Genomic DNA, 26572 nt, shown 5'->3' with positions numbered 1-26572 from the left:
CCGATTGGTGAGGGCTAATAATCAGTGGGGGATGAAGAAAACCCCCACTGATTAAAGTTTCACTTTATTAAAAATGAAATAAAATAGTTAAGAAGTACGCATGGGTGTAACGAAGAACAAATAAAACATATCTTGCCACTAGAATGGGAGCGTATCAACTTTTTAGTTGAGTAACGCCAGCATTTCAGAAAAAATACAATAAGCTGTCCATATGGGCAGCTTATTTATATAATTCTCGTTATTGGAAGTTTATTAATATTAGCTTATTTGTCTTATAAGTTAAATTTAGAACAATTAGATTCTCAAATATTTCAGTTCTTTTTGTATGTTATTCAAAGTAAATCCCTCTCGTTCTCGAAAGGGGTTATTTGATTCGTTCGAAGATAATCTCAAAATATTGCGCGTATCCTGCGATTGATGGTGCAAAGATTTGAACAAATTTCCAACCGTCTTCAGCATGTTCGGCAATAATACGCTTATAATCTTCTTTAGGTTCCCCTTTCCAGTTATTAACTTCGACTTTCACGAATTTGTAATCGTACATATCCTTTCCCCCTTTTCCTAATTGTACCATTTCGAAGAATCGATTTGTTATGATTTTTAGATGTATATGGTATTCGCATTCAGTTAATATAACGTAACATTATCGGTAGCAAGGACAAGGAGGAACCCTGTTCTCACAAGTGAACCTCCTTTTTACGTTCTATGGATCTATACATTCCTATCCTGAAGGGGATTTTAAGATTTCTGTTTGTTACTGGATTAGCTGAAAAACTGTATAAAACCTTGCATACTCTTAGCGTGTTTTTTTAATGCTGGCGATATCCTACATCCATCAACTTATGAATTTTATAATGTCTCCAAACCAAAAATTTCTTGTGTTTTTAGTCCGAAATTTTATGCAATAAAAAAATATCTCGAATTTGAGATAAATCTCTTGCTTTTTAATCACTTGAGTTGTAAAGTGATAGTAACGAAAGCGATTGAGTCATATGGAAAACATACACTCAGTTGCTTTCGATTAAAAAAAGTAACGTATTCAGTAAAAACTAAGATGAATTTACAAAAACATAATGAGAATAAATTAAAAAGCTAAGAAGCATATTATTTTTTAGGTATCACTTGACTAGTAAAATGAAACGGAGGAATTATCAATGTATGAAATTAAAGGGCACCATCACATTTCAATGGTTACAAAAAACGGAAGTGAGAATAACCATTTTTATAAAAACGTGCTTGGTTTACGCCGTGTGAAAATGACAGTAAACCAAGATGATCCGTCTATGTATCACTTATTTTACGGAGATAAAACAGGAAGTCCGGGTACAGAATTATCATTTTTTGAAATGCCTTTAGTAGGGAAAACGTACCGCGGTACGAATGCGATCACTCGAATTGGATTACTCGTTCCTTCAGAGGAAAGCTTGCATTACTGGAAAGAACGATTTGAGAAATTTGGTGTGAAACATAGTGAAATGACAACATATGCAAATCGTTCTGCTTTGCAATTTGAGGATGCTGAAGGTCTTCGCTTAGTACTACTCGTTTCAAACGGAGAAAAAGTGGAGCACTGGGAAACTTGGGAGAAATCAGAAGTTCCTGCAGAGCATCAAATTCAAGGAATGGGTTCTGTGGAAATGACAGTTCGTAGACTTGATAAAATGGCGAGTACACTTACAGAGATGTTTGGTTATACAGAGGTTAGCCGCAGCGAAGAGGAAGCGATTTTTCAATCCATTAAAGGCGAGGCTTTTGGAGAAATCGTTGTGAAATATTTAGATGGTCCTACTGAAAAACCGGGCCGCGGTAGCATTCACCATTTAGCAATTCGTGTGAAAAATGATGCAGAGCTTGCTTATTGGGAAGAACAGGTAATAAAAAGAGGCTTCCAGTCTTCAGGAATCATCGACCGTTTCTATTTTAAAAGCTTATATTTCCGCGAATCAAACGGAATCCTATTTGAAATTGCGACAGATGGACCAGGATTTACAGTTGATGGAGATGTGGAACATTTAGGAGAAAAACTTGATTTACCACCGTTCCTAGAAGATCAGCGTGCAGAGATTGAAGCGAATTTAGCACCTATTGAAGAGAAGTAATAGAAGAGAAGAGAAAAGATAAAATAAAATAAAATTTAAAACCATTGGAGGAATATAAAATGAATCAATTAAAAGGAATTCACCACGTTACAGCAATTACAAGTAGTGCAGAAAAGAACTATGAGTTTTTCACTCACGTTTTAGGAATGCGTTTAGTTAAAAAAACAGTAAACCAAGATGACATTCAAACTTACCATTTATTCTTTGCAGATGATAAAGGTAGTGCAGGAACAGATATGACATTCTTTGACTTCCCAGGTATTCCAAAAGGAGTACACGGTACAAATGAAATTTCAAAAACTTCATTCCGTGTTCCAACTGATGCAGCATTAGCGTATTGGGTAAAACGCTTTGACCGTCTGGAAGTGGAACATACAGGAATTAAAGAGCAATTTGGTAAGAAAACTCTTTCTTTCGTTGACTTTGATGACCAACACTATCAATTAATCTCTGATGAATTAGATAACGGGATAGAATCAGGTACACCGTGGCAAAACGGTCCAGTTCCATTAGAATATGCAATTACTGGTTTAGGACCTGTATTTATCCGCATTGCGAACTTTAGCTTCTTCAAAGAAGTGTTAGAGAAAGTTCTATTATTTAAAGAGATTGCGCAAGAAGGAGAATTCTATTTATTTGAAGTGAACGAAGGTGGAAACGGTGCATCTGTCATCGTAGAACATAATACGGTTCTTCCAGAAGCAAGACAAGGTTTTGGTACAGTGCATCATGCTGCATTCCGCGTAGAAGATCGCGCTGTATTAGAAGAATGGATCGAGAGAATCAGTAGCGTAGGGCTTCCTTCATCTGGTTATGTAGACCGTCACTTCTTCGAGTCATTATACGCAAGAGTTGCACCACAAATTTTATTTGAATTCGCAACAGACGGCCCAGGATTTATGGGAGATGAGCCATACGAAACACTTGGCGAAAAATTATCATTACCTCCGTTCTTAGAGCCAAAACGTGAAGAAATTGAAAAATTAGTTCGTCCAATTGATACAGTGAGAAGCACGAAGGAATTTATTAAAGAGTAACAATAGAGATAGTAAGTAGGAGAGCAAGTAGTTTTAGCGAATCGCTAGAATTGCTTGCTTTTTTTATTTTCGCTTTATAAGTATTCTGCTAAAATGTATGTAAAACTGATGGAGGAATAGAATGACGAAAATTAGTGGGTATACTTGTAGATGCTGCGATACATATCATGAAGAAATTCCAACGAGCTATGGATCATCAGCTCCTGTTTATTATTATGATGCCGAACCTGAAGAGCGAGAAGATAGATTTGAAATGAACGATGATTTATGCGTGATGGATGGCGAACATTTCTTCATTCGAGGGAGTATTGAAATTCCTATCATTGGTACAGATGAGCATTTCATATGGGGTGTATGGGTTTCATTAAGTGAAGCGAATTTTGATAAGGTGAATGAATTCTGGGATAAACAACAATTATTAGAGCCGATGTTTGGTTGGCTTTCGACGGATTTACCATATGAGCTGGAAACAGTCAGTTTAAAAACGATGGTTCATCCGAGAGCGGATGGCATTCGTCCTTATATTGAACTGGAGCCGACAGACCATCCTCTAGCAGTGGAGTTTAGAGAAGGAATAACGATGGAACGGGTACAAGAAATAGCGGAACAACTGTGTGTAAATAACGAGGATGATGAGGAAGAGTGCTGATATTTGTTCAGCGCTTTTTTTATTATATGGAATAAAATAATTGACTTACTTTTCGTTCGTAACTATAATGGTTACAAAACAACTATTACTAATGGCAGTGAGTAATATTTTTTTAATATAATTGTAACTGTTGTAGTTACAATTAAAATTAATCATAAAACAACCAAAAAATGTAAAAACTTTAAATAGCAACAAGAGAAAGGAGACGGGAATGTTGAAACGGTTTAAGTTTTATTTAGTTAGCGGTATTGTGCTCGTTTTGCTTATCGTATGTAACTTTGTTGATAAGCCGATTGCGAAGGTTGGAGAAGTGAAAGATACTGTTATGATGAAGCTGCATACGAAAGAGAGTATGGCACAGATTGATGGGCAGACGATTTATTTTAAGCAAATTGGCGAGGGGAAACCACCTTTACTTATGCTTCACGGGTTTGGTGGTTCATCTGATGGATTTAGTGATATTTATCCGGAACTTGTAAAGGACCACACAATTATAGCAGTTGATATTTTAGGGTTTGGACGTTCTTCGAAGCCGGTTGATTTTCAGTATTCGTTTCCTGCGCAGGTGAATTTATATTATAAACTAATGAAGAAACTCGGATACAATCAATTCGCAGTACTTGGTCATTCGATGGGCGGAGAGATGTCTCTAAATTTAGCGTATTTATATCCGGATGCAGTCACGCATCTCGTGTTAGCAGATTCTACAGGAATAGAGTCTTTCCAGCAAAAAGAAAGTTATGAAGTGCCGCCATTATCGACAGACTTACAAACTGTAACAGAGATTGCAGATTACAATAAAAATGCGGTAAAAAATAGTCGCGACGATAAAGAGCATTATGATCAGCTTACGAAAATGAGAGAGCGCCGCATCACGATGGAAGCCGATAAAATTAAGGTTCCGACTTTAATTATATGGGGACGACACGATAAGAGCGTTCCTTGGAAAAATGGTGAACTGTATCATGAGCTATTTGCGAATAGTACGTTCCATATCATTGAAAAAGGGTACCACGCACCGTTTCGCCAGGAACCAGTCGAATTTATGGAATATGTACAAGCGTTCTTCGCGAAGAATCCGCAATAAAGTGAAACTTTAATCAGTGGGGGTTCACTGATTATTAGTTGAACCAATCGGACTTTTATGGGCAGTTGATCCCACGCCTAACTTCTTTGCTTCGCTGAATTTTGAGGTGGGGGTCTTACTGCCCATTAAAGCGGGATAAATTTTAAGCATAAATCCACTTCTTTCCTCATACAGTGAAACTAATAAGGCTTGTCTAAGGAAAGGAATGAAGTACAGTGGAAACTTTACCATGGTGGGTGTATCTTGTAATCGTTGGGATCGTATTAAGTGGCTACATGGTTTTATATACTTCGAAAAAAGAGCAAGAGATGGATAATGAGTTTATTGAAAAAGAAGGCGAAGTGTATATGAAGCGTTTAGAAGAAGAGCGCGAGAAACGTAATCAGAGTAGTGATAAGGATTCGGTGTTGCTTTAATAGAAATTTTGAATAGCTACCAACTAGTAAGAGTTTACATCTAGGTGGTAGCCTTTTTTCTTTTTGGGGAGCATGTATACGAAATTCATCATGAACTTTTATTGATGGTATTTATATATATTTCTACTCATAAGAATGGAACTAGCGTGTTATTTACTGGGGGGGATTAACAATGCATAGGGATGAAACATCATTACATCCTGATACAGGTGTTACATCTGTAATGTTTGTTGAGCGTTCATTAAATGAAATTCGTTTCTGGTCTAGAATCATGAAAGAGCATTCTTTTTTTCTTCGCCTTGGATTTAGATGCGAGGATACGCAACTAATTGAAGAGGCGAATCAATTTTATCGATTGTTTGAACATATTGAACAAATAGCGCATTCCTATACAAATGAAACAGATCCTGAGCAAATAAAAAGATTTAATGCAGAAGTACAACAAGCCGCAACTAATATTTGGGGGTTTAAACGAAAAATTTTAGGATTGATTCTCACATGTAAATTGCCAGGACAAAATAACTTTCCGCTGTTAGTTGACCATACGAGTAGGGAAGCTGATTATTTTAGAAAACGTTTAATACAATTAAATGAAGGTAAATTAGATGCTCTTCCTGATGCTATTATTAAAGAAAATGTTTTCTTTCTAAGGATTATGGCAGACCATGCTAAATTTATTGGTCATCTTCTTGATCCATCGGAACGAAAGCTTGTAGATACAGCAAGGAATTTCAGCAATGATTTTGATGAACTGATGTATCAAGCAATTGACTTAGAATCTATGAAACCACAATCCCAAACAGTCCCTCTTTTAGATCAATTTTTAGATCAAAATCGTGTGTCGGTTGCATCTCTTCGGGATTTTAAGAAAACAGCACGTGATTTAATTGAGCAATGTAAAATAAAGAGTATCATTCATCCGTTATTAGCAGACCATGTTTTCCGTGAAGCTGATAGATTTCTTGAGATCATTGATATGTATGATGTTCACCTTACAAATATTCAATCACAACCTAGATATTAGAAAAGATCAGGAAAGATAATATTTTATTTTCAGCTGAGAAGTTAACAATTTATTGTTAGCTTCTTTTCTTTGTGATTAAAATTCCTTTTCTTTTAGTAAATGTCTCTTTAAAGATTACATAAATCTCTTTGACCAAATATGTAATTCTCTGTAAAATGATATATGGAAAGATTATGAATATACAGGAAATCTATGGATAGTAGATGCTAAGAAATTATTCGGGGGGAATTTCTTAGTTAAGTATGTTAACTTGTTTGCACTACATTTTACAAATAAAGGGGTATTAGTAATCATGAAAGCAAAGAAATTAGTAAGTTTAGCGTTACCAGTTATGTTATTGAGCGGTTGTATTACAATTGAAACTGATGGTAAGAAAGCTGAACCAAAGAAAGAAGAAACGCAAAAGGTAGAGAAAGAGAGTAAGTCTGCTGACAAAGAGAGTAAGTCAACTGATAGCAAGAAAGAGGATAGCTTATCTGTAGCGAAAGGTGAAGGTACAAATAGTAGTTCATCAAGTAGTCAACAAGGTAATAATTCAACTGCTTCTAATTCTTCAACTGGTAAGGTAACGGGTTCAGATGTTGAAAGGTACAAGGCAGATATCATAAACAGTGCTACTCAAATTGAAGATACAATGAAATTAATTGAAGGAATAGCAGATTCAGACGTAAAATCATACAAACAAAAGAAAAGTGAAGTACAACTGAGTTTAGGTGGAGCAAAGGCAACAACGAAGAAACTGAAGAATTTACAAGCGCCTCCTGAATTACAGGGAGAACAAGCGAAGATAAAGCAATCAATGGAACTGTATGCGGATTGTTTCCAACTTCTCTTTGATGCATTAGACCAAGAAGATGAGAGTAAAATGCATCAATCATTAAGTAAAGCACAAGAAGGTTCAAAACTGTTTGAAGAAGCAGCGAAGAGTATCGGTAGTAAAACCAACTAAGAACAAATGACTTAAAGGGGTATGAGGTATGAAAGTAAAAAAACTAATAGCTGCTGCAGTTCCAGTTGCCATATTATTAAGTGGTTGTGTTACAGTAAAAGATTCGGCAAATAAAGAGGAAAAGACAGAAGAAACAAGTAAATCTAAGGCTGCTGAAACGAAAGAAAAATCAACTAATTCGAAAGAAGAAAGTAAAGATGTTCAAAAGGTTCGAGTTTTAGATGAAGATTATGCACAGTATTTATTAGACATTGAACAGGATATGTTAAGACGATTTGATTACTATGATGCTTCTGTAAGGGATTTGAGAAATGGAAATAAATCAAAAGCTGAGGTATTAGATAGTATTAAAGACATCTATAAAGTATTTGATAAGATAGAGAAGATTTACGCACCGCCAAAACATAAAGAAGACCAAAAAGAGATTGAAAGAGCGACAGGTAAACTAAGAGAAACATTCAGTGAAATAGAGAAGTTATTCAACGAGAAAGGCTTCAGCTTAGAGACTGATAAGGAAATCTTAAATAAAGCAAATACAAAACTAGAGGAAGCAAAACGTATTTGGAAACCTACATTCGATAAGTTAAGATCCGAAATAAAAGGTGATACAGCCACAGAAAAATCAACTAGTACAACAAGTAGTCCTACACCGACAAACCCAACTACTGGTAGTCAGGCTCAAACAGATAAAAGCCAAGCTAAAACGGGAGTATTTGTAGGTACAGTTGGTACAAGTGAAGAGTTGGGAATTAATTATGGAAACATGGAGAAGAACATCAAAGATGGTACTGAGATTATTGGGAATTGGGGTATTGATTACGGTAGTGGCGTAAAAACTACGTTAGTACTAAAAGGTGATAAAACATTTGAGTCCTATGCGAATGGTTCTTATCCGAATAAAGATAACTACCTAACAGGAACATATGCGGTAGATGTTCCGTCATTCCAGCTATCCTTAAAAGTAACCAAAGCAGTTAAAGACGGTCAAGAAGTAAAGTTAACAAATGATAGTATGATGTATAAATTACAAAACTATGATGGAAACCATTACAAATTTATCATATGGACGATAATGTTCGTATTCGTTATGCAAAACAATAAATACTTGGCAAAAAACTCTGTAAGAAATTTTACAGGGTTTTTTGTTCGTTCTAATTGTATTTCTTCATTAATTTCCCTGGCGCTATCCATAATAGTGGTGTATCCGTTCTTTGTATTATTGTTCGGGAAATTATTATAGAAGAAAAGTATATGGAATTGACACAATACATAGCGCAATTACAACCTGTAACGCACAAGTTGCACAGGCTATGCAACGACAACTCGCTTTACTCTTCACCAGTTATTTGCCCATACTAGACGTAGAGAGGTGATAAACACAGTATGATTTTTAGTGAACGATTAAAACAAGAACGAGAAAAACGAAATTGGTCGCAACATGATTTGGCTGAAAAAATTCATGTAAGTAGGCAGTCTGTTTCGAAGTGGGAGACGGGAAAGAACTATCCGAGCATTGAAATTATTATTCATTTAAGCGATCTGTTCGGTATTACGATTGATGAGTTGTTAAGGAGCGATGAAGAGTTGACGCAGAAAGTAATCGAAGATAGTAAGCAATTGGCATATCCAAAATGGAAGGTGTTTTTCGATAGTCTATTCATGATGGGAGTATTTTTATTTATTACAAAAATTGTTGTGTGGCTACTAAATAAGTTTGCTGGAGCAAATATTACAATTATAGCAGATGCACCATATGTAATGAATTTTTTACCGCTCATATTAATGGTTATATGTGGAACAGCTTCTGATAAGTTGAAAAAAATATATAGAGAGTGAAAGAAATCCCCTACACTAGCTGTTCTTTTCACTTAAATTGTGTACTATAAAGGATAGGATGACATAAAGAAGGGGACATTTAGAATGGAATTTCATGAACAGAAGATTTTGCCGGCAGTGAGGCAAATTAAAGATTTGGAGAAGTTGTTACATAGTTCGTATGAGTATATCGTTATTTTGGATATTCATGTCGGTCAATTGAGGAGTGTTATATCACTTGCGAAGCAATATTGTAAAAAGGTGTTTTTACATGTGGATTTAATTCATGGTTTGCAGAGTGATGGGCATGCGACGGAGTATTTATGCCAAGAGTTTAGACCGTACGGGTTACTTTCAACAAAGGCGAGCGTCATTATGAAGGCGAAGCAAAAGGGCGTTGTGGCAATTCAGCGTATCTTTTTAATCGACTCTAGTGCAATGGAGAAGAGTTGCAATCTGTTAGAAAAGACGAAGCCGGATTATATTGAGGTGCTTCCAGGGGCAATGACGGACATTATCGCTGAAGTGAAAGAGCGCACTGGTGTACCGATTTTGGCGGGTGGTTTTATTCGTACAGTTGATGATGTGGAGAAAGCGTTACATGCTGGTGCGACAGCAATTACGACATCAAAACGCGAACTATGGAAACATTACCAAAAAAAGTGACGAAAATGTGAAAAAATTCTGTTGACACCGCTTTCATGAGAGGTTAACATTATAGACAAGTTAATAAACGTGACGGAGAAAAGTAGAGATCCACATTTCATTGTTTCTATATAAACTTATATAGAAGCGTGCAAAGCTGTGGGTCTTTTTCTTTTGACAAAAACGAATGGCCATTCATTTTACCTCTATCACATTTGGAAGCGTTTAAATTGATTGTGGAGGGATACTATGTCAGCATTTTTAGGAGAGTTAGTAGGGACTGCGTTGTTAATCTTACTTGGTGGCGGCGTTTGTGCTGGTGTAAGTTTAAAGAAATCGTTTGCGAAAGATTCTGGTTGGATTGTTATTACAATGGGCTGGGGCTTAGCGGTAGCGGTTGCAGCGTATGCGGTTGGATCAATTAGTGGGGCACATTTGAATCCGGCTTTAACGATAGGACTAGCGTTTAAGGGAGCGTTCCCATGGAGTGACGTACCAGGTTATATCGCAGCACAAATGATTGGGGCAATTATCGGGGCAGTTCTTGTATATTTACATTACTTACCACACTGGAAAGAAACAGAAGATCCAGGAACAAAGTTAGGTGTATTTGCAACAGGTCCAGCAATTCCGAACACATTTACAAACCTTTTAAGTGAAATGATTGGAACATTCGTTTTAGTATTTGGTATATTAGCAATTGGAGCAAATAAATTTGCAGATGGTTTAAATCCATTTATCGTAGGTTTCTTAATCGTAAGTATTGGTTTATCATTAGGTGGAACAACAGGATACGCGATTAACCCGGCTCGTGATTTAGGTCCGCGTATCGCACACTTCTTCCTTCCGATTGCAGGAAAAGGCGGTTCAAACTGGAAGTATGCATGGATTCCAGTAGTTGGTCCAATTTTAGGTGGATCACTTGCAGGATTATTCCATCAAGTTGTATTTGAAGGAAAACAAAATGCAGCACTTATTTATGTGATTATTGCAACTGTGATTGTACTAGCAATCTCTTATATGACAAGTAAAAAAAGTGAAAGCAATACAAATAGTAGAAAAGTAGCATAGGGGGAAACCGATATGAAAAAATATATTCTTTCTTTAGACCAAGGAACAACTAGCTCACGCGCAATTCTTTTCAATAAAAAAGGTGAAATTGTTCATTCAGCTCAAAAAGAGTTTACACAACATTTTCCAAAGCCAGGTTGGGTAGAGCATAATGCACAAGAAATTTGGGGATCTATTTTAGCAGTTATCGCAACTTGCTTAAGCGAAGCAGATGTAAAACCAGAACAAATCGCTGGTATCGGTATTACGAACCAACGTGAAACAGCAGTTGTTTGGGATAAAACGACTGGAAAACCAATTTACAACGCAATCGTATGGCAATCTCGTCAAACAGTTGAAATTTGTGATGAGTTAAAAGAAAAAGGATATAGCGAAACGGTTCGCGAAAAAACAGGTCTTTTAATCGACGCATACTTCTCTGGTACGAAAGTAAAATGGATTTTAGATAACGTTGAAGGTGCAAGAGAAAAAGCAGAAAATGGCGATCTATTATTCGGAACAATTGATACGTGGCTTGTATGGAAATTATCTGGCGGTAAAGCGCACGTAACAGATTACTCAAATGCATCACGCACATTAATGTTTAACATTCACGACTTACAGTGGGATGATGAGCTTCTAGATATGTTAACAGTGCCAAAGAGCATGCTTCCAGAAGTACGTCCATCATCTGAAATTTATGGAGAAACAATTGACTATCACTTCTTCGGTCAAAATGTACCGATTGCAGGTGTAGCTGGTGACCAACAAGCGGCATTATTTGGACAAGCTTGCTTCGGTGAAGGTATGGCGAAAAATACTTACGGAACTGGTTGCTTCATGTTAATGAACACAGGTGAAAAAGCGGTAGCTTCTGAGCATGGCCTATTAACAACAATTGCATGGGGAATAGATGGTAAAGTAAACTATGCATTAGAAGGAAGTATTTTCGTAGCAGGTTCTGCAATTCAGTGGTTACGTGACGGAATGCGCATGTTTAAAGATGCAAGTGAGAGTGAAGTGTACGCATCACGCGTTGCATCAACTGAAGGTGTATACGTTGTACCAGCATTCGTAGGTTTAGGCACACCGTATTGGGATAGTGAAGTACGCGGCGCTATGTTTGGTGTAACGCGCGGTACGACGAAAGAGCATTTCATCCGTGCAACGCTAGAATCTTTAGCGTACCAAACGAAAGACGTATTATGCGCAATGGAAGCAGATTCAGGTATTGAACTAAAAACATTACGCGTTGATGGCGGAGCAGTTAAAAATAACTTCTTAATGAAGTTCCAAAGTGATATTTTAGATGTTCCTGTAGAGCGTCCAGTGATCAATGAAACGACTGCTTTAGGGGCAGCATATTTAGCTGGTCTTGCGGTTGGCTATTGGAAAAACCAAGATGAAATTAAAGAACAGTGGCATATGGACAAACGCTTTGAACCAACGATGGAAGCGGAAACAAGCGAAGAGCTATATGCTGGATGGAAAAAAGCAATTGAAGCAACAAAAGCTTTCAAATAATCATAAACAGTGTTATAATGGTGACAAGTTAATAATTCGGTAGGAGATTTGGAGAGACCACAACGCGCTATAGAGGCGAAATCTATAGCGGAGTTTGTGGTCTCTTTTTTCGTTATCAAAGGGAGGAATTACCATGAAATTTTCAAGTAAACAACGTAAAGACGTATTAAACGGAGTAAATAAACAAGAGTTAGATGTGATCGTAATTGGTGGAGGTATTACTGGTTCTGGTATTGCATTAGATGGAGCAACACGCGGGTTATCAACAATTGTGTTTGAAATGCAGGACTTTGCAGCAGGTACATCAAGTCGTTCAACGAAACTTGTACACGGTGGTCTACGTTATTTAAAACAACTTGAAGTGAAAATGGTAGCAGAGGTGGGTAAAGAGCGTGCGATCGTATATGAGAACGGTCCCCATGTAACAACACCAGAGTGGATGTTACTTCCGTTCCATACAGGCGGTACGTTCGGATCATTTAGTACATCAATTGGTCTTCGTGTATACGACTTCTTAGCAGGCGTAAAACGAAGCGAGCGCAGAAAAATGTTTAACCGTGAAGAAACATTAAACAAAGAGCCTCTTGTAAAAAAAGAAGGATTAAAAGGCGGCGGTTACTACGTAGAATATCGTACAGACGATGCGCGTCTTACAATTGAAGTAATGAAAGAAGCAATTGAACACGGTGCAAAAGCTGTTAACTACGCAAAAGTAGACGGTTTCTTATATAAAGATGGAAAAGTATGTGGTGTACGTGTAATCGATTTACTAGACGGTGAAGTATATGAAGTGTACGGTAAGAAAATTGTAAATGCAGCTGGTCCTTGGGTAGATACACTTCGTGAAAAAGATAACTCGAAAAAAGGAAAAGTACTTCAGTTATCTAAAGGTGTTCACTTAGTAATTGACCAAAAACGTTTCCCATTAGGCCAAGCGATTTACTTCGATACACCAGATAAACGTATGGTGTTCGCGATTCCTCGCGGCGGAAAAACTTATGTAGGTACAACAGATACGTTCTACGATAAAGACGCAGCTGTACCACAAATGACAACAGAAGATCGCACATACATCATTAATGCGATTAACTATATGTTCCCAAGCGTGAAAATTACAGAAAAAGATGTAGAATCAAGCTGGGCTGGTGTTCGTCCGTTAATTTACGAAGAAGGTAAGAGTGCATCTGAAATTTCTCGTAAAGACGAAATTTGGACTTCTGAATCTGGTTTAATTACAATCGCAGGTGGTAAATTAACAGGATACCGCAAAATGGCTGAAATGGTAGTAGACTATGTAACGAACTTACTACAAAAAGAAGGTCATAGTGCATATGCGAAGAGCGACACGAAACATATGCCAATCTCTGGTGGACATGTAAGTGGTTCACAAGGATTCCCAGCATTCGTTGCGAAAAAAGCAGGCGAAGGTACGAAATACGGTTTAACGACAGCACAAGCAGAAGAATTCGCGAAATTCTACGGTTCTAACGTAGACGTACTATTCGATTTAGCGAAAAAACATAAAGACGAAGCGAAAGAATACAACATGCCGCTTGACGTTCTAATCCCGCTTGTATACGCAATGGATTACGAAATGACAGCAAAACCAGTTGACTTCTTCGTACGCCGCAGAGGCGCTGTATTCTTCAACATCCACTGGGTATACGAGTGGAAAGAAGCAGTAATCAACTACATGGCTGCGAAACTAGGCTGGAGCAAAGAAGAGCAAATGAAATACACAGCAGAACTAGAAAAAGCATTAACAGACGCTGTTATTCCTGTAGATCAACAAGAGCAGGCAGCTGCGTTAGCATAAAACAGAAAACCACCTGAAGGAGAGCCTTTAGGTGGTTTTTTTGTACGTTATGTATAGAATTTTAAATGCTACACTTGTATTTTATAACCTAAAAACCTAATATTTAGGTTATCGAGATAAATGTAATAAAAAAATAAGATACCAATATGAGGTGTAACATGAAAAATATAATTACGTATGATCCCGAAAGCCAGATGGCATATCTGTATGTAATTCCATTTACTTCAGAAATTGAGATTGAATCGACTGAAGAATTGGAAGAAAATCCAAAACTGAATGTAGATATAGATCAATTTGATCGCATAGTGGGGATTGAGTTTTTTGGAGAAAATGCAAGTAAATTAAAAGGATTAACAAATAGGAGTAAAATATATAAAAAGAAAACTTCAAACGATAAGGAATGCATATACTCATTTCGGGTTTCTCAAGACAATCCTTTGCAAAAAGTAGTATTTCATCATGTTGTATTTTATTTTGCAGATAATCAGTATGAAGAATTTATTGGTTTTGATATTATGAATCCATCTTTGTATGGTTATGACATATTAGACTCTTTAAGTGAGTATTAGGCAGAAGGGGGACCCCAGGTTAAATGGGTTCTTTTTTTATTTAGCGGTTCTTGAAGGAGGATTTCAAAATTAAAGAGCGCCGTGGGAGAAAGACGCTCTTTAGGTGAATGTATTGTAACGACTATTCGGTTTATTATATGTAAGTTGCTGCGGCAGTGTTTTATAAAAAGCGTTATTGCCGTCCTTATTTTTTATAAATTTATAAAACTTTTCCATACAGTGCATCGTCTAATATATGGGAAGGAGGAAATTATGTGGATGAATTAACGATAGAAGTGTTTGAAATAGAAGATAAGGAGGACCTTATCGACGAAATAATGAACAAGTATGGACAAGAAGTCTTACAGCTTGTGTATTCATATGTGAATAATAAAGAGGTTGCGGAGGATTTAACGCAGGATATATTTGTGAAATGCTATAAATCTCTTCATACATATAAAGGGAATTCGAATGTGAAAACGTGGCTGTGGAGAATCGCGATTAATCATTGTAAGGACTATTTAAAAAGTTGGTATAACAAAAAAGTTATCGTTACAGAGGATGACTTTACGTATATGGAGAGTCAAAAAGAAAGTGTGGAACAAACTGTCATTCAAAATGCAGAGGATCGTGAACTGGCTTCTGCAGTCATGAGTTTACCGATAAAATACCGAGAAGTCATTTATCTATTTTATTATGAAGAGCTATCAATTAAAGAGATTGCTACGGTAATAGAAGTGAAGGAAAATACGATAAAAACGAGACTGAAAAAAGCGAAGGAGCTTTTGAAGAAAGGATTGGAGGAATAATCAAATGGAAGATCGATTAAAAGGCCTGCGAAAATCAATGGAGAATACAACGTTTAAACATTTGAGTTTTTCTGATCAGCACCGGAAGCGGGTACGTGAAAAAATCAATCAATCGTCCGAAAAGGAAGAGGATATCCTTTTAGCAGTGTTGCAACTTCTTATGAATGAAAAAACAGGTTATGAATTGATTCAGTTACTGCGTGGGAGAGGGATTCAAAAATTTGAAGGTGATGAAGGGTCTCTATACACTTTATTACATCGTCTAGAACAGAATCGCTTTATCCAATCTAGCTGGGACCACGCGGGAGCTAAATATTATCAATTAAATGATAAAGGAAACAAGATGCTACGAAAGGCAGATAAGAATGCTACGAAGGCACGAATTATATTAAAAGGATTAGTACAGGAGTGAAAAAAATTGAACAAAAAAGGGGAGCAGTTTTTAAAAGAAGTTACGAACCATATTAAATCAAAAGAAGCGAAGGACTTGGTAGCAACGGAACTAGACTTTCACTTAAAACAGGCGAAGAATATGTGGATAGAAAAAGGGTTAAGTGAGGAAATTGCTGAAGATAAGGCTGTTGAACAAATGGGAAGTCCGATCAAACTTGGGCAAGAGCTTAACAAACTACATAAGCCAAAGGTTGATTGGTTCTTAATTGGTTTATTAGTGGCTGCGATGGGATTAGGATTTTTGCCAATAGTAGCTCTTGGGCATACGAATGATTTACTAATGAATAAAGTGGTATTTGTTATTCTTGGTGTTGTAACGGCTTTGGGGATGATGCTGATTGACTATCGGAAATTAGAGAGAATGGGGTGGGTGTTTTATACGATCGGAGTACTCATCCTGTTAATGATAAGGAGTTTTTCAAACGCTTCAATGAATGGAGAACCGTTAATAAATATTGGTCCAATTGCAATGGAATGTTTAATGGCTGTACCATTTTTTCTGTTAGCATGGGCTTCTTTTTTCAATAACAGTAGGCTAAAGGTTAGGCACCTTCTGATGTTATATTTATTTTCTTTGTATTTATTTTTAACTGTATCAACTCTTTCACCAATTTTTATCTATATCACGATGGTATTCATGATGCTTTGGTGGAGTAAGCTAGGAAAGAAAACGGCATGGATTATTACAGTTGTACCAATTTGCTTATGTATTATCAGTGTATCCTTTTCCTGGTCCTCGGGATATCACTTGGATAGAATTTTAGGGTATTTAAATCCAGAAAAAGATGCAGGTGGAGCAGGATTTATATATATACGTTTAAAAGAGGTAATTTCGTCAACAGGCTGGTTAGGCGCATCTGAAAATATAAAGCCAATCCCTGCTGCCCATACTGATTTTGTATTTGCGAGTTTGACTTACTATTATGGATATGTGCTAGCGTTGATTCTTGTCTTAATTCTTTCTCTTTTTGTAGTAAGGATAATGGTTATATCTTATAAGGTAAATGACCGGTATGGTAAATTGCTTCTCATTGGGGGAATGACCCTTTTCGTAGTTCAATTCCTTTATAACGTTGGTATGGTTTTAGGTTTATTACCGATTACTGCTATATCACTACCTTTTATTAGTTATGGATTAACACCAACTTTATTTCATGCACTTTTAATGGGAATCGTACTAAGTGTATACAGGCGTAAAGATATTCCAATGAGAAAGTCAGCTTAAAAAACAAACCACCCGTTCCCTATATTCTTTAGGACTTAGGTGGTTTTATTTTTTGCATGAGTACACCTAGCAAGTTTTTCCGTTTTCAACTTCTCCGCATGAATCAGGAATTTGCTTATCTTTTATTAATTGTAATAGAAGTTCAAAAAACTGCTCACGCTGCTCTAATGTGAGATTTTGCAAAATATCGTTTGCGACCTTGTCTTGGAATGCGAGCGCCTGCTCCATATTAGATTGCGCGCGTTCAGTAAGTTGAATTAATGTAGCTCGGCGATCAGTTGGATCTGGTATACGAATTAGGAGCTTGTCTTGTTCGAGTGCATCGACAAAATCGGTAACTGTACGTGCTTTGACGCCTAATTTAGCAGCTAATGCATTCATTCGAATGGGGCCATTTTCAGAAACGGTAGATAGAACGCGTAGCCTTGGCCCTGTTAGATGATAAGGTGTGTCAAGAGCTGACAATTGAGATTGAAATTCTCTTTGAACATAGTTGGTCGATTGCATTAATATATGGATGATATCTATTGCAGCTGGATAATTTGATTTCATGAATGGGATGACCTCCTCATTATTTTGTAGTTCATTTTTGCACGTTTCATAAATATATTGTATATTATTAGTGAGTATCCTCTCTATATTATAAATAGTTAGTGAGTAACCTCATTATATCATATGCTCATAATGTGTAATATCGGGATAATTACTATTATAACTGATGCAGGGGTCTATAGAAAACGATAATAGAGCGAGGTGTATTTATGTAAGTCGTTTCATGATTCAATAGCAATACTTTAAAAACACATATAAAGGAGGATTGTACATGACTATTGTAGCACTAGTACTTCAATGTTTATTAATTTTTGCATTTTTCTTTTCGAGTGTGAGTAAAATTGCGGGAGCAAAGATGCAAGTAGAGGCTTTCACTCATTTAGGTTTACCTCAATGGTTCAGAATTGCGACAGGTTGGATCGCTTTAGCAGGAGTGGTAGGACTGATTTTTGGTTTTTGGAATGAGGTAATACTCGTTTTAGCGGCACTATGGATTGCTTGTATTATGTTAGGAGCTGTATTGTTCCATATTCGTGTTAAAGATTCAGTTGGTAAAATGATGCCGGCAGCAGTACTTATGATTGTAGCGTTAATTCTTGCGTTCGTTCATTCTTCAGCAGTAACAGAACTTCTGTAGAGTAAATTGTAGATTAGTAGGTTCGATTGAAGAGAAGTAGAAACTGAGCACGTACGGTAAAAAGGATATCCTCATTATAATAAATTAGTGAGGATATTCATTATGTTGATACTCATTTAAATCTGAATAGATTACCGGAAAAAGAGAAGGAGGTCTACACGATGGTAGATAAATCATCACAAAACGCGGATAAATTGCTAGGAGTTTTAGTCGTTACGCTAATATTCTCGGTTATGAACGGTACGATGTTTAATGTAGCTCTTCCTGAGATAGGGAAAGAATTCAACCTTGTTCCGTCAGAGGTTAGTTGGATTATGACTAGTTATATGGTTGTTTACGCTGTTGGTTCCATCGTGATGGGAAAACTGGCGGATAAATATCGGCTAAAAGATTTGTTAACGTATGGACTACTTATTTTCGCTTTAGGTTCCTTGCTTGGTTTACTTGCTACTGAGTATTGGGTTATTATTTTTGGGCGTGTCATTCAAGCAGCGGGAGCTTCTGTTCTTCCAGCGACGGCGATGATCATTCCAGTCAGGTACTTTGCACCAGAGAAAAGGGGGCGTGCACTTGGAACTTCAGCAGTTGGTTTAGCGCTTGGTAATGCTTTAGGCCCCGTTGCAGCAGGATTAATCACGAGTTTTGGAAGCTGGAGGCTCATGTTTGTTCTTTCTTTACTACCGCTTCTGACGCTACCTTTCTTTAGAAAGTATTTAGACAATGCAAAAGGGAAGGCGGGTCGTATTGATGTTCTTGGCGGAGGGCTATTAGCTATATCAGTCGCGTTCTTCTTGCTTGCCATTACGCAGATGCAAGTGCTGTTATTCCTTGGGGGATTTGTTATGTTAGCATTCTTCATTCTGCGGATTAAAAAAGCTAAAGAACCTTTTCTTAAACCGACTCTGTTTAAAAATAAGCATTTTTCGATTGGGTTACTCCTTGCTTTTATGACGACAGCGATGAGTTTTAGTATGACATTTATGACGCCGCAATTTCTATCGGCAGTAAATGGATTGACTCCTTCGAATATTGGTTTTGTTTTAGTTCCAGCTGCGATTGCCTCGGCAATTATGGGAAGAAAAGGAGGAAGGTTAGCTGATACTCGGGGCAACTTTGCACTCGTTTTTATTGCCTCGATATTCATATTTCTTGCTTTCTCATTATTATCTACTTTCATCGGGGTCTCAGCGTTTATCATTGCCTTGATTTTAATTTTCGGAAATGTAGGACAGACCTTTATGCAGATTTCAATGTCTAATACAATTTCGCAAACATTGTCAAAGGGAGAGACAGGTGTTGGAATGGGTTTACTGTCGATGATTAATTTCATATCTGGCGCGATGGCTATGAGTGTAGTAGGGAAATTGCTTGATAATGGTTCTACTTCGCTACAACTCAATCCTTTTGTTGCAAATGAAGCTGCAAATATGTATAGTAATATCTTCGGCGTGATGTCATTGTTGATCCTACTTGTAGTTGTGCTGTATCGTTTTCAATTTGGTATGGGTGCTTCTACGTTAAATATGACTAGCAAAGGTAATAAAAGTTTATAAAAGAATACGAGGAGGTTTATGTATGAATGCTCAAACTGCATCTGTTTCTTCGCAGTCAAAGGATTTTGACAATGTGAAAAGACTCCCAATTTTAATATCGATGATCATTGGGGCGTTTTTTACCATTTTGAATGAAACATTATTGAACGTTGCTTTTCCGCAATTGATGATTGAGTTGAATGTAACACCATCAACTCTTCAATGGCTTTCAACAGGGTACATGCTTGTAGTTGCTGTACTAATTCCAGCTTCTGCTTTATTAGTACAATGGTTTACAACAAGACAAGTATTCATAGGTGCGATGGTAGTCTTTACTTTCGGTACATTTGTAAGTGCAATTGCACCTGGATTTTCTATACTATTGGTGGGTCGCTTGTTACAAGCGGCAGGTACGGGATTAATGATGCCCGTATTAATGAATACGATTCTCCTTCTATATCCTCCTGAAAAGAGAGGAGCGGCAATGGGGAGTATTGGGCTTGTGATCATGTTCGCTCCTGCTATTGGACCGACACTTTCAGGTATCATTTTGGAAACATGGAACTGGAGATGGCTATTTTATATCGTTCTTCCATTCGCAATTTTTTCTATCGTTTTCGCGTTTATTTATTTAAAAAATGTCTCAGAGCCTACTAAACCAAAGGTAGATGTATTATCTATTCTTTTATCTACAATTGGATTTGGCGGGATTGTTTATGGATTTAGTAGCTCAGGTGAAGGTTGGGATAGTTTCCAAGTATATGGCATAATCCTAATTGGTCTTGTAGCAATTCTATTCTTCGTATTACGTCAATTGAAATTGAAAGAGCCATTACTAGATCTTAGTGCATTTAAATATCCGATGTTTACGCTAACGACAATTTTATTGACGATTATGATGATGACGATGTTCTCAACAATGACGTTACTACTATTTCTATTCCAAGGTGCTTTAGGCTTAACTGTCTATGCAACTGGTCTTATCATGCTTCCAGGTAGCTTATTGAATGGTCTGCTTTCTCCAATTTCAGGGAAGCTCTTTGACAAATTTGGTCCAAGAGCGCTTATTATTCCTGGTACGATATTATTAGCAGGTGTGATGTGGTTCTTTACACAAGTAACGGCAGATACGTCTAAAATAACTTTCATCCTATTACATGTCACTATGATGGTATCTATTTCAATGATTATGATGCCAGCGCAAACGAACGGTTTGAACCAACTTCCGAAGCGATTTTATCCTCACGGAACAGCAATTTTAAATACTCTATCACAAGTAGCGGGTGCGGTAGGAGTTGCTTTCTTTATTAGCGTTATGACTTCCGGACAAAAGAAATATTTGGATGCATCTTCAAATCCAACTGACCCAGCTCAATTGACGGAAGCGATGGTTTCGGGCGTGCATAATGCTTTTACGATTGGATTTGGTTTGGCGTTACTTGCAGTCGTTGTAGCTTTGTTTATAAAACGCTCGCAGACTTCAGAAAGTTAAGGGACGAAGTAAAGAGGGTATGCCGAGGGCTACCCTCTTTATTATTTTGTTCCTACATAGTAATTTGATTTGGGTTCCGTCTTATTAAAATAGTATTTTTCGGATAGCACACCTTTTTAAATTTATAATGGAACAGCTCTAACTTAGCGATAAAGTTTCATTTTATGTTTAAATAAGTGAACTCGCTTTAATAGATGTACATAATTCAGAACGAGAGATTGATTCAGCTAGCTGCTGTAAATAATCATATTCTTCCGCGTCTTTTTCAGAAGTGTTAGGATCCAAGAAAGGTGAAGAAAGGAGCACATCAATCGTAAGTAAACTTGAATCATGAGAGACGATGTTATAACCTGCAAATACAGGTCGTTTTAAGTCTTTTACTTTTTGAATCATCTGATGGAATTTCGTAACACTTATATTGATTTGTGCTAATGGAAAGCATTTTTGGGTAGGATTCTCGATGGTCTTTCTAATTTTATAATCGTATACATAGTAGTACTTTTCTTGCTGCTCAAGTGTTTGCAACTCTTTCGTGAATAAGTGGTATTTGTCTGTAAGTCCAGTTGTAAGTGCATCGTGTTCTGCGCCAACTAATAATGTGAAAGGTCTTGGTGATGAGATTTCGAGAGGGCGGACGTTTAGGTCAGTAAAAGTAGGATTAGATTGTAAAATGTTATGTAATTTGTCGGTAGGAAACAGGCCGTCATAAATAGCGATAAAGTAATGGTTCATCTTTTCACTCCTTAGCTTTTTCTAAAATGATATATTCTACTTTTAAGGTGTAAATCCTGCATAAAAAAGAAACACCTTGATTAGTATCAAGGTGTAATAAGCTCAAAACTTTCCGAATTAGCCCCAAGTATAAAAGGACTAATCTCGCCAACGCTATAAAGTTGCAACTCATGCATCGCGCGCGTACAAGCAGTATAGAACAATCTACGAACGCTCTCATCTTTGTATACATCTTTAGACGCATTGTAAATAATAACAGCGTCAAATTCGATACCTTTCGCTAAGTAAGCAGGGATTACGACAATGCCTTGCTCATACTCGGCTGAGTTACTTTTCACGAGTTTAATATTCTCGATATGACGAAGTGCCTCGTAGGCAGCGGCGCTTTCAGCTGCAGATTTACATATAATTGCGATCGTATTGTGCTGCTCTTTTTGTAGTGCAGCAATTTTGGCAGTAATACGTTCGTGCAGTTCGCTGTCATTCGATACTTTTGTCACTGTAGGTTTCTCACCATCACGTTCAAAGGCGTGAATGTTCTTTCCTTCCGGTACGAGAGCACGTGTAAATTCAATAATCGGTTTTGTTGAGCGATAGCTACGAGTTAAGTTGATGCCGTTTGTTTCGTCTGGTCCGTATAAGCTAGTAAGTGTATTGAAGTTCACTGCTTCACTCGCATGGGCAAATATCGCTTGGTTAAAGTCTCCAAGTACAGTCATTCTTGCAGCAGGGAAGAGACGTTTTAAAAATTCGAACTGAAACGGCGAATAATCTTGCGCTTCGTCTACGAGTACGTGTTTAATCGATCTATTCGTTTGGAAGCCTTCAATTAACTCTTTTAAAAGTAAAAATGGAGTCGCATCCTCATAATATAGCTTTCCTTCATCGAGCATGTTTACTGTTAATGAGCAAATGTCATCCCACTCTTTCGGTTTTTCCCCAGCAACCCATGATGCATCTGTGAAAAGTTGTTTATATATGCCTGTGAAGTTGATGAAACGCAATGTTTGAACGCCTTTACGAAGCGGCTTCAATTTTTTACGGACAATCATACGCCCAAGTACTCTTGTTTCTTTCTCAAAATCTTGAAAGGAGTTGTCGTCAAACTCGCCTTTTTTCTGTAAATATTTATAAGCCTTTTGGTATTCATCTTTACTAAGTAATTCAATTTCCTCTTCTACCCAAGGTTTTTTCAGTTCTGTTTTTTCGATTGCATCTATTTGTTTATTAAGCCAATCTGTTAACTTTTCAATTCGATTATGAAAGCGGAGGGAGGAATCGGTATTGTAAAACTGCTCTGTAATTTCTTTCGCAGAGACAATCAGTTTTCCTCTAAATTTCATTCCTCTAAATAGCATGCCTGATGATTCAAGAGATTGTCTGTACGTTCTAATCATCTCGAAAAATTGAGTAGATGCTTTAAAGCGAATGCTCGCATTTCTCGTTTTATAGATAGGGTTATTCGTTTCAGTTAACATATATTCTAATTGTTCATAAGGGTCTTCCACGTCAAATGATTTACTTAATCTATGGTTTAAATATTCTTGGAATGTAACTTGCTGCATATTTTCTTCACCGAGTTCAGGTAGTACGTTAGAAACGTAGCTGTTGAACATAGAGTTAGGGGAGAAGAGAATAATTTGATCCGCTTTTAGCCATTCGCGATATTTATATAGTAAGTAGGCGATTCGTTGCAGGGCAGCTGACGTTTTACCACTACCAGCAGCTCCTTGTACGATAAGGAGTCGGCCTTCATCGTGACGAATAATTTCATTTTGCTCGCGCTGAATCGTAGCAACGATACTTTGCATATGTTTGTTCGTACCTTTTCCGAGCGCTTGTTGCAAGATTTCATCGCCAATTGTAAGGCTCGTATCGAACATAGAATCAATCTCGCCATTTTGAATAATGTATTGTAATTTTTTCTCCACGTTACCGTGAATTACGCCGCCTGGTGTACTGTATTCAGCTGGCCCTGGTGGATAATCGTAGTACACACTCGAAATGGGTGCGCGCCAGTCATATATAAGAAAGTTTTCTCCGCTAGCATCAGTAAGTGTAGCAACGCCAATATAAATTTGTTCCGCAGCAGATTCTCCTTCTTCTTTGAAATCAATTCTTCCGAAGTAAGGTGCTTTATGCATACGTCTTAATGCGGCAAGTCGATTAAAGGTGTGCTTATGGGTAATTTGTGTGACAGCTAATGACTGAGCTTGTTGTCTTAAGTTGATAACTGTTTCAAGATAATCATCAAAAGTATCCGTGTTCACTTTCACATCATCCCAAAAGTGTTTACGAATATTGATTACTTCTACCCGGCGTCTGCCAGTTTCGTTTTCCAGTTTATCAATTTGCTGCGTAATCGTTTCGATTACGGTATCCAATCGTTTTTGCTCTAAATCAAGTTTTTTGTTCATACGGTAAGCACTCCTTTAAAAGTGAAAAATAGAGGTTGACTGAAGATATGTTTTGGTGTACAATTAAGATACGGATAAATACGTTCTTTGTATTTTTTTTGAAACGTGTTTCTGTACTAATTTAACATAGTTTTTTCATTTAATCAATGATAATAAGATAAACCTTGGTTCCGCATGGCGTGGATCGAGGTTTTTTTGTGTTTTAAGAGGGGGTGCAGTTATTGTCAGTTTCTGTCGGTTAGTCGATATATTATGAAAATCGCTGATATAATTGGAGTTGCGGTCGATATATTTTAAAAATCGCTGTTATAATTGGAGTTGCGGTCGATATATTTTAAAAATCGCTGTTATAATTGGAGTTGCGGTCGATATATTTTAAAAATCGCCGATATAATTAGAGTTGCGATCGATATAATTGAAAAACCGCTGATATAATTTAGAACCCCGGTTAATTTATTCGGAGGACCAATCATATAATTTCATTTACCGAATCTAGACGTAATGTACCGCAAAAAGAGGGCATACAAAAAAGCTCGGGCTAAGCCCAAGCTTTTTATTCACTTCATTATTTCTTTTCGTCTTTCTTTTCATCAGCTTTTTGCTCTTTGAAAAGATCTTTTAAATCTTTATCGTCAACTTTTACGTCAGCTTTTTTGATTTCTTTCATCATAAGATCGTTCATGAATTCGCCGTCTTGTGATTTCTTCGCAACGATTTCTTTTTTGATGTCATCTTTAGATTGTTCGAAAGATTTTTCTGGTTCTTTAATGTCTGTTACTTTAATGATGTGGTAACCGAATTGTGATTTCACAGGCTCGCTTACTTCATCTTTTTTCAGTTTATAAGCAGCATCTTCGAATTCTTTAACCATTTTACCAGCTCCGAAGAATCCTAAGTCGCCACCTTTTTCTTTTGAACCAGTATCTTCAGAGTATTGTTTCGCTAACTCTTCGAAAGATTTACCTTGTCCAAGTTCTTCTTTCACCTTTTTAGCAGTCGCTTCATCTTTTACAAGAATGTGGCTTGCTTTAATTTCAGGCTTGTAGTTATCTTTTAATTCTTTATCAGTGATTGTTTTCTCGATAGCTTTTTCTTGCGCTAATTGAGCACGCACACCAGTTTTTAACGTTTCTTCTTTAATGCCTTGTTGTTTTAATAGTGTATCGAATTGATCACCGTATTGTTTTTTCATTTCATCGAACTTTTTGTCTACTTCTTTGTCTTCAACTTTGTAGTTTTTAATAAGTACTTTTTCCATAACCATGTTGTTTAGTACTTGTTTACCAGCTTGTGTCTTCATTTGCTCGTAGAACTCGTCTTTTGTAATGTCACCAGCTTTAGATGTAACAATTTTGTCTGATGATGATGTTCCACATGCTGATAATGCGATTACACTTGTTGCGGCTAAGGCAAGCATAGCTTTCTTCATTCGATAAACACTCCTACTATTATGTATTTTTAATTTATCCTACCTAATGAATTTTAGTTCATCAGAGCCCGATTAAGTCTCACTGATACTTTTGCTTTTTACGTTGGTAAAGCGCGCTTAACAGGGCTTACCGAGGCTTTAGGATAAAGTTAAGATGCGTGTCATTTATTTCATAGTATAAGCAATATGTACAAAATTTAATATATCATATTTCGACTCGATTTCATATTGATAAAGAAAAATTAACCATATCGTGTCAGATTTTGAACGTGTGCCATATTGGGCATATGCCGCATATACAGAATAGAGGAGGGGATGGGGATGAATTCTCAACTTATTTTATTGCTTGTACTGTTTATTTTATTGGTTATAGTAGGTATAATTTGCTTATAGAGGAAAAAAGTGAGGAAGGGGGTTTCCTTCCTCACTTTCCATGAAATATAATTTCTATATAACTAGAAATTAATAAAATTGTTATACATACATTAATAACCCGAAAGACACCGGGTTGGCGGCTCGCAGCTATTTGTTTTCGTTCACACAGTGTATGTGTCATGAAATTCGTGTAAAATATAACAAGAAGTGCGAATGCGACAAAAACAACTGTTATAAGTGTCATGAGGCGAGACCTCCTT

Annotated in this window: 25 protein-coding genes and 1 pseudogene; 20 read left to right on the top strand and 6 right to left on the bottom strand. The window is 36.9% G+C overall.

Annotated features, from left to right (window positions below):
* Positions 1 to 364: 364 nt before the first annotated feature.
* Positions 365 to 544 (bottom strand): DUF4177 domain-containing protein, encoded by a 180-nt coding sequence (locus VF726_RS22310; protein WP_000272495.1) that lies wholly within the window; start codon positions 542 to 544, stop codon positions 365 to 367.
* 610 nt (positions 545 to 1154) lie between these two features.
* Here VF726_RS22310 and VF726_RS22305 point away from each other — a divergent pair.
* The 17 genes and pseudogenes from VF726_RS22305 (at position 1155) to VF726_RS22225 (ending at position 17146) form a co-directional block, all read left to right on the top strand.
* Complete coding sequence (locus VF726_RS22305; RefSeq protein ID WP_440172202.1) at positions 1155 to 2099, top strand: ring-cleaving dioxygenase; 945 nt, start codon at positions 1155 to 1157, stop codon at positions 2097 to 2099.
* Positions 2100 to 2158: 59 nt separating this feature from the next.
* Positions 2159 to 3136 (top strand): ring-cleaving dioxygenase, encoded by a 978-nt coding sequence (locus VF726_RS22300; RefSeq protein WP_098423498.1) that lies wholly within the window; start codon positions 2159 to 2161, stop codon positions 3134 to 3136.
* A gap of 121 nt (positions 3137 to 3257) precedes the next feature.
* Entirely contained in the window at positions 3258 to 3785 is a 528-nt protein-coding gene (locus VF726_RS22295) for a DUF2199 domain-containing protein (RefSeq protein ID WP_440172199.1), read from the top strand.
* Between the two features lie 214 nt (positions 3786 to 3999).
* Positions 4000 to 4872: an alpha/beta fold hydrolase gene (locus tag VF726_RS22290; protein ID WP_440172196.1), complete on the top strand. Its 873-nt coding sequence runs from the start codon at positions 4000 to 4002 to the stop codon at positions 4870 to 4872.
* A gap of 215 nt (positions 4873 to 5087) precedes the next feature.
* Positions 5088 to 5288: a sporulation YhaL family protein gene (locus tag VF726_RS22285; protein ID WP_000449230.1), complete on the top strand. Its 201-nt coding sequence runs from the start codon at positions 5088 to 5090 to the stop codon at positions 5286 to 5288.
* Positions 5289 to 5460: 172 nt separating this feature from the next.
* Positions 5461 to 6312 carry a DUF2935 domain-containing protein gene (locus VF726_RS22280; protein ID WP_087985653.1) on the top strand — a complete coding sequence of 284 codons (852 nt, stop codon included), beginning with the start codon at positions 5461 to 5463 and terminating at the stop codon, positions 6310 to 6312.
* Positions 6313 to 6604: 292 nt separating this feature from the next.
* Positions 6605 to 7261 (top strand): DUF7018 domain-containing (lipo)protein, encoded by a 657-nt coding sequence (locus VF726_RS22275; protein ID WP_440172193.1) that lies wholly within the window; start codon positions 6605 to 6607, stop codon positions 7259 to 7261.
* 28 nt (positions 7262 to 7289) lie between these two features.
* Positions 7290 to 8362: pseudogene (locus tag VF726_RS22270) on the top strand (DUF3994 domain-containing protein).
* Between the two features lie 282 nt (positions 8363 to 8644).
* Positions 8645 to 9097: a helix-turn-helix domain-containing protein gene (locus tag VF726_RS22265; RefSeq protein ID WP_440172191.1), complete on the top strand. Its 453-nt coding sequence runs from the start codon at positions 8645 to 8647 to the stop codon at positions 9095 to 9097.
* 84 nt (positions 9098 to 9181) lie between these two features.
* Positions 9182 to 9742, top strand: coding sequence for a glycerol uptake operon antiterminator GlpP (glpP, locus tag VF726_RS22260; RefSeq protein ID WP_061686224.1), 561 nt, complete (start codon positions 9182 to 9184; stop codon positions 9740 to 9742).
* Between the two features lie 228 nt (positions 9743 to 9970).
* Positions 9971 to 10792 carry a glycerol uptake facilitator protein GlpF gene (gene glpF, locus VF726_RS22255; protein WP_060629826.1) on the top strand — a complete coding sequence of 274 codons (822 nt, stop codon included), beginning with the start codon at positions 9971 to 9973 and terminating at the stop codon, positions 10790 to 10792.
* 12 nt (positions 10793 to 10804) lie between these two features.
* Complete coding sequence (gene glpK, locus VF726_RS22250; protein WP_440172188.1) at positions 10805 to 12295, top strand: glycerol kinase GlpK; 1491 nt, start codon at positions 10805 to 10807, stop codon at positions 12293 to 12295.
* A gap of 133 nt (positions 12296 to 12428) precedes the next feature.
* Positions 12429 to 14111, top strand: a complete 1683-nt coding sequence (gene glpD / locus VF726_RS22245; RefSeq protein ID WP_440172186.1) for an aerobic glycerol-3-phosphate dehydrogenase — start codon at positions 12429 to 12431, stop codon at positions 14109 to 14111.
* A 158-nt stretch (positions 14112 to 14269) separates the two neighbouring features.
* Positions 14270 to 14680 carry a DUF2283 domain-containing protein gene (locus VF726_RS22240; RefSeq protein WP_440172184.1) on the top strand — a complete coding sequence of 137 codons (411 nt, stop codon included), beginning with the start codon at positions 14270 to 14272 and terminating at the stop codon, positions 14678 to 14680.
* Between the two features lie 254 nt (positions 14681 to 14934).
* Entirely contained in the window at positions 14935 to 15468 is a 534-nt protein-coding gene (locus tag VF726_RS22235; RefSeq protein WP_440172182.1) for a sigma-70 family RNA polymerase sigma factor, read from the top strand.
* Positions 15469 to 15472: 4 nt separating this feature from the next.
* Positions 15473 to 15880 carry a PadR family transcriptional regulator gene (locus VF726_RS22230; RefSeq protein ID WP_440172180.1) on the top strand — a complete coding sequence of 136 codons (408 nt, stop codon included), beginning with the start codon at positions 15473 to 15475 and terminating at the stop codon, positions 15878 to 15880.
* A gap of 6 nt (positions 15881 to 15886) precedes the next feature.
* Positions 15887 to 17146 (top strand): FtsW/RodA/SpoVE family cell cycle protein, encoded by a 1260-nt coding sequence (locus VF726_RS22225; protein ID WP_440172177.1) that lies wholly within the window; start codon positions 15887 to 15889, stop codon positions 17144 to 17146.
* 66 nt (positions 17147 to 17212) lie between these two features.
* Here VF726_RS22225 and VF726_RS22220 read toward each other — a convergent pair whose 3' ends face one another.
* Positions 17213 to 17698 carry a MarR family winged helix-turn-helix transcriptional regulator gene (locus tag VF726_RS22220; protein WP_395592145.1) on the bottom strand — a complete coding sequence of 162 codons (486 nt, stop codon included), beginning with the start codon at positions 17696 to 17698 and terminating at the stop codon, positions 17213 to 17215.
* A 271-nt stretch (positions 17699 to 17969) separates the two neighbouring features.
* Here VF726_RS22220 and VF726_RS22215 point away from each other — a divergent pair, with 271 nt between their 5' ends.
* The 3 genes from VF726_RS22215 to VF726_RS22205 all read left to right on the top strand — a co-directional run bounded on the left by VF726_RS22215 (position 17970) and on the right by VF726_RS22205 (position 21359).
* Positions 17970 to 18335 (top strand): DoxX family protein, encoded by a 366-nt coding sequence (locus tag VF726_RS22215; RefSeq protein WP_440172174.1) that lies wholly within the window; start codon positions 17970 to 17972, stop codon positions 18333 to 18335.
* 161 nt (positions 18336 to 18496) lie between these two features.
* Positions 18497 to 19888 (top strand): MFS transporter, encoded by a 1392-nt coding sequence (locus VF726_RS22210; protein ID WP_440172172.1) that lies wholly within the window; start codon positions 18497 to 18499, stop codon positions 19886 to 19888.
* Positions 19889 to 19910: 22 nt separating this feature from the next.
* Positions 19911 to 21359, top strand: coding sequence for an MDR family MFS transporter (locus tag VF726_RS22205; RefSeq protein WP_440172169.1), 1449 nt, complete (start codon positions 19911 to 19913; stop codon positions 21357 to 21359).
* Between the two features lie 168 nt (positions 21360 to 21527).
* Here VF726_RS22205 and VF726_RS22200 read toward each other — a convergent pair whose 3' ends face one another.
* The 4 genes from VF726_RS22200 to VF726_RS22185 all read right to left on the bottom strand — a co-directional run bounded on the left by VF726_RS22200 (position 21528) and on the right by VF726_RS22185 (position 26556).
* A complete protein-coding gene (locus VF726_RS22200; RefSeq protein ID WP_440172166.1) occupies positions 21528 to 22091 on the bottom strand; it encodes a hypothetical protein in 564 nt (187 codons plus the stop codon).
* A gap of 86 nt (positions 22092 to 22177) precedes the next feature.
* Positions 22178 to 24508 (bottom strand): RNA polymerase recycling motor HelD, encoded by a 2331-nt coding sequence (helD, locus tag VF726_RS22195; RefSeq protein WP_440172163.1) that lies wholly within the window; start codon positions 24506 to 24508, stop codon positions 22178 to 22180.
* A gap of 565 nt (positions 24509 to 25073) precedes the next feature.
* Positions 25074 to 25937, bottom strand: a complete 864-nt coding sequence (gene prsA / locus VF726_RS22190; protein ID WP_440172161.1) for a peptidylprolyl isomerase PrsA — start codon at positions 25935 to 25937, stop codon at positions 25074 to 25076.
* Positions 25938 to 26361: 424 nt separating this feature from the next.
* Positions 26362 to 26556: a hypothetical protein gene (locus tag VF726_RS22185; protein ID WP_000172690.1), complete on the bottom strand. Its 195-nt coding sequence runs from the start codon at positions 26554 to 26556 to the stop codon at positions 26362 to 26364.
* Positions 26557 to 26572 lie beyond the last annotated feature (16 nt).

Origin of the sequence: Bacillus sp. Brlt_9 (assembly GCF_051948935.1) — a bacterium.
GTDB lineage: Bacteria > Bacillota > Bacilli > Bacillales > Bacillaceae_G > Bacillus_A.
Note: the sequence above shows the minus strand (reverse complement) of the source record. Positions and strands in the feature narration are given on the sequence as shown.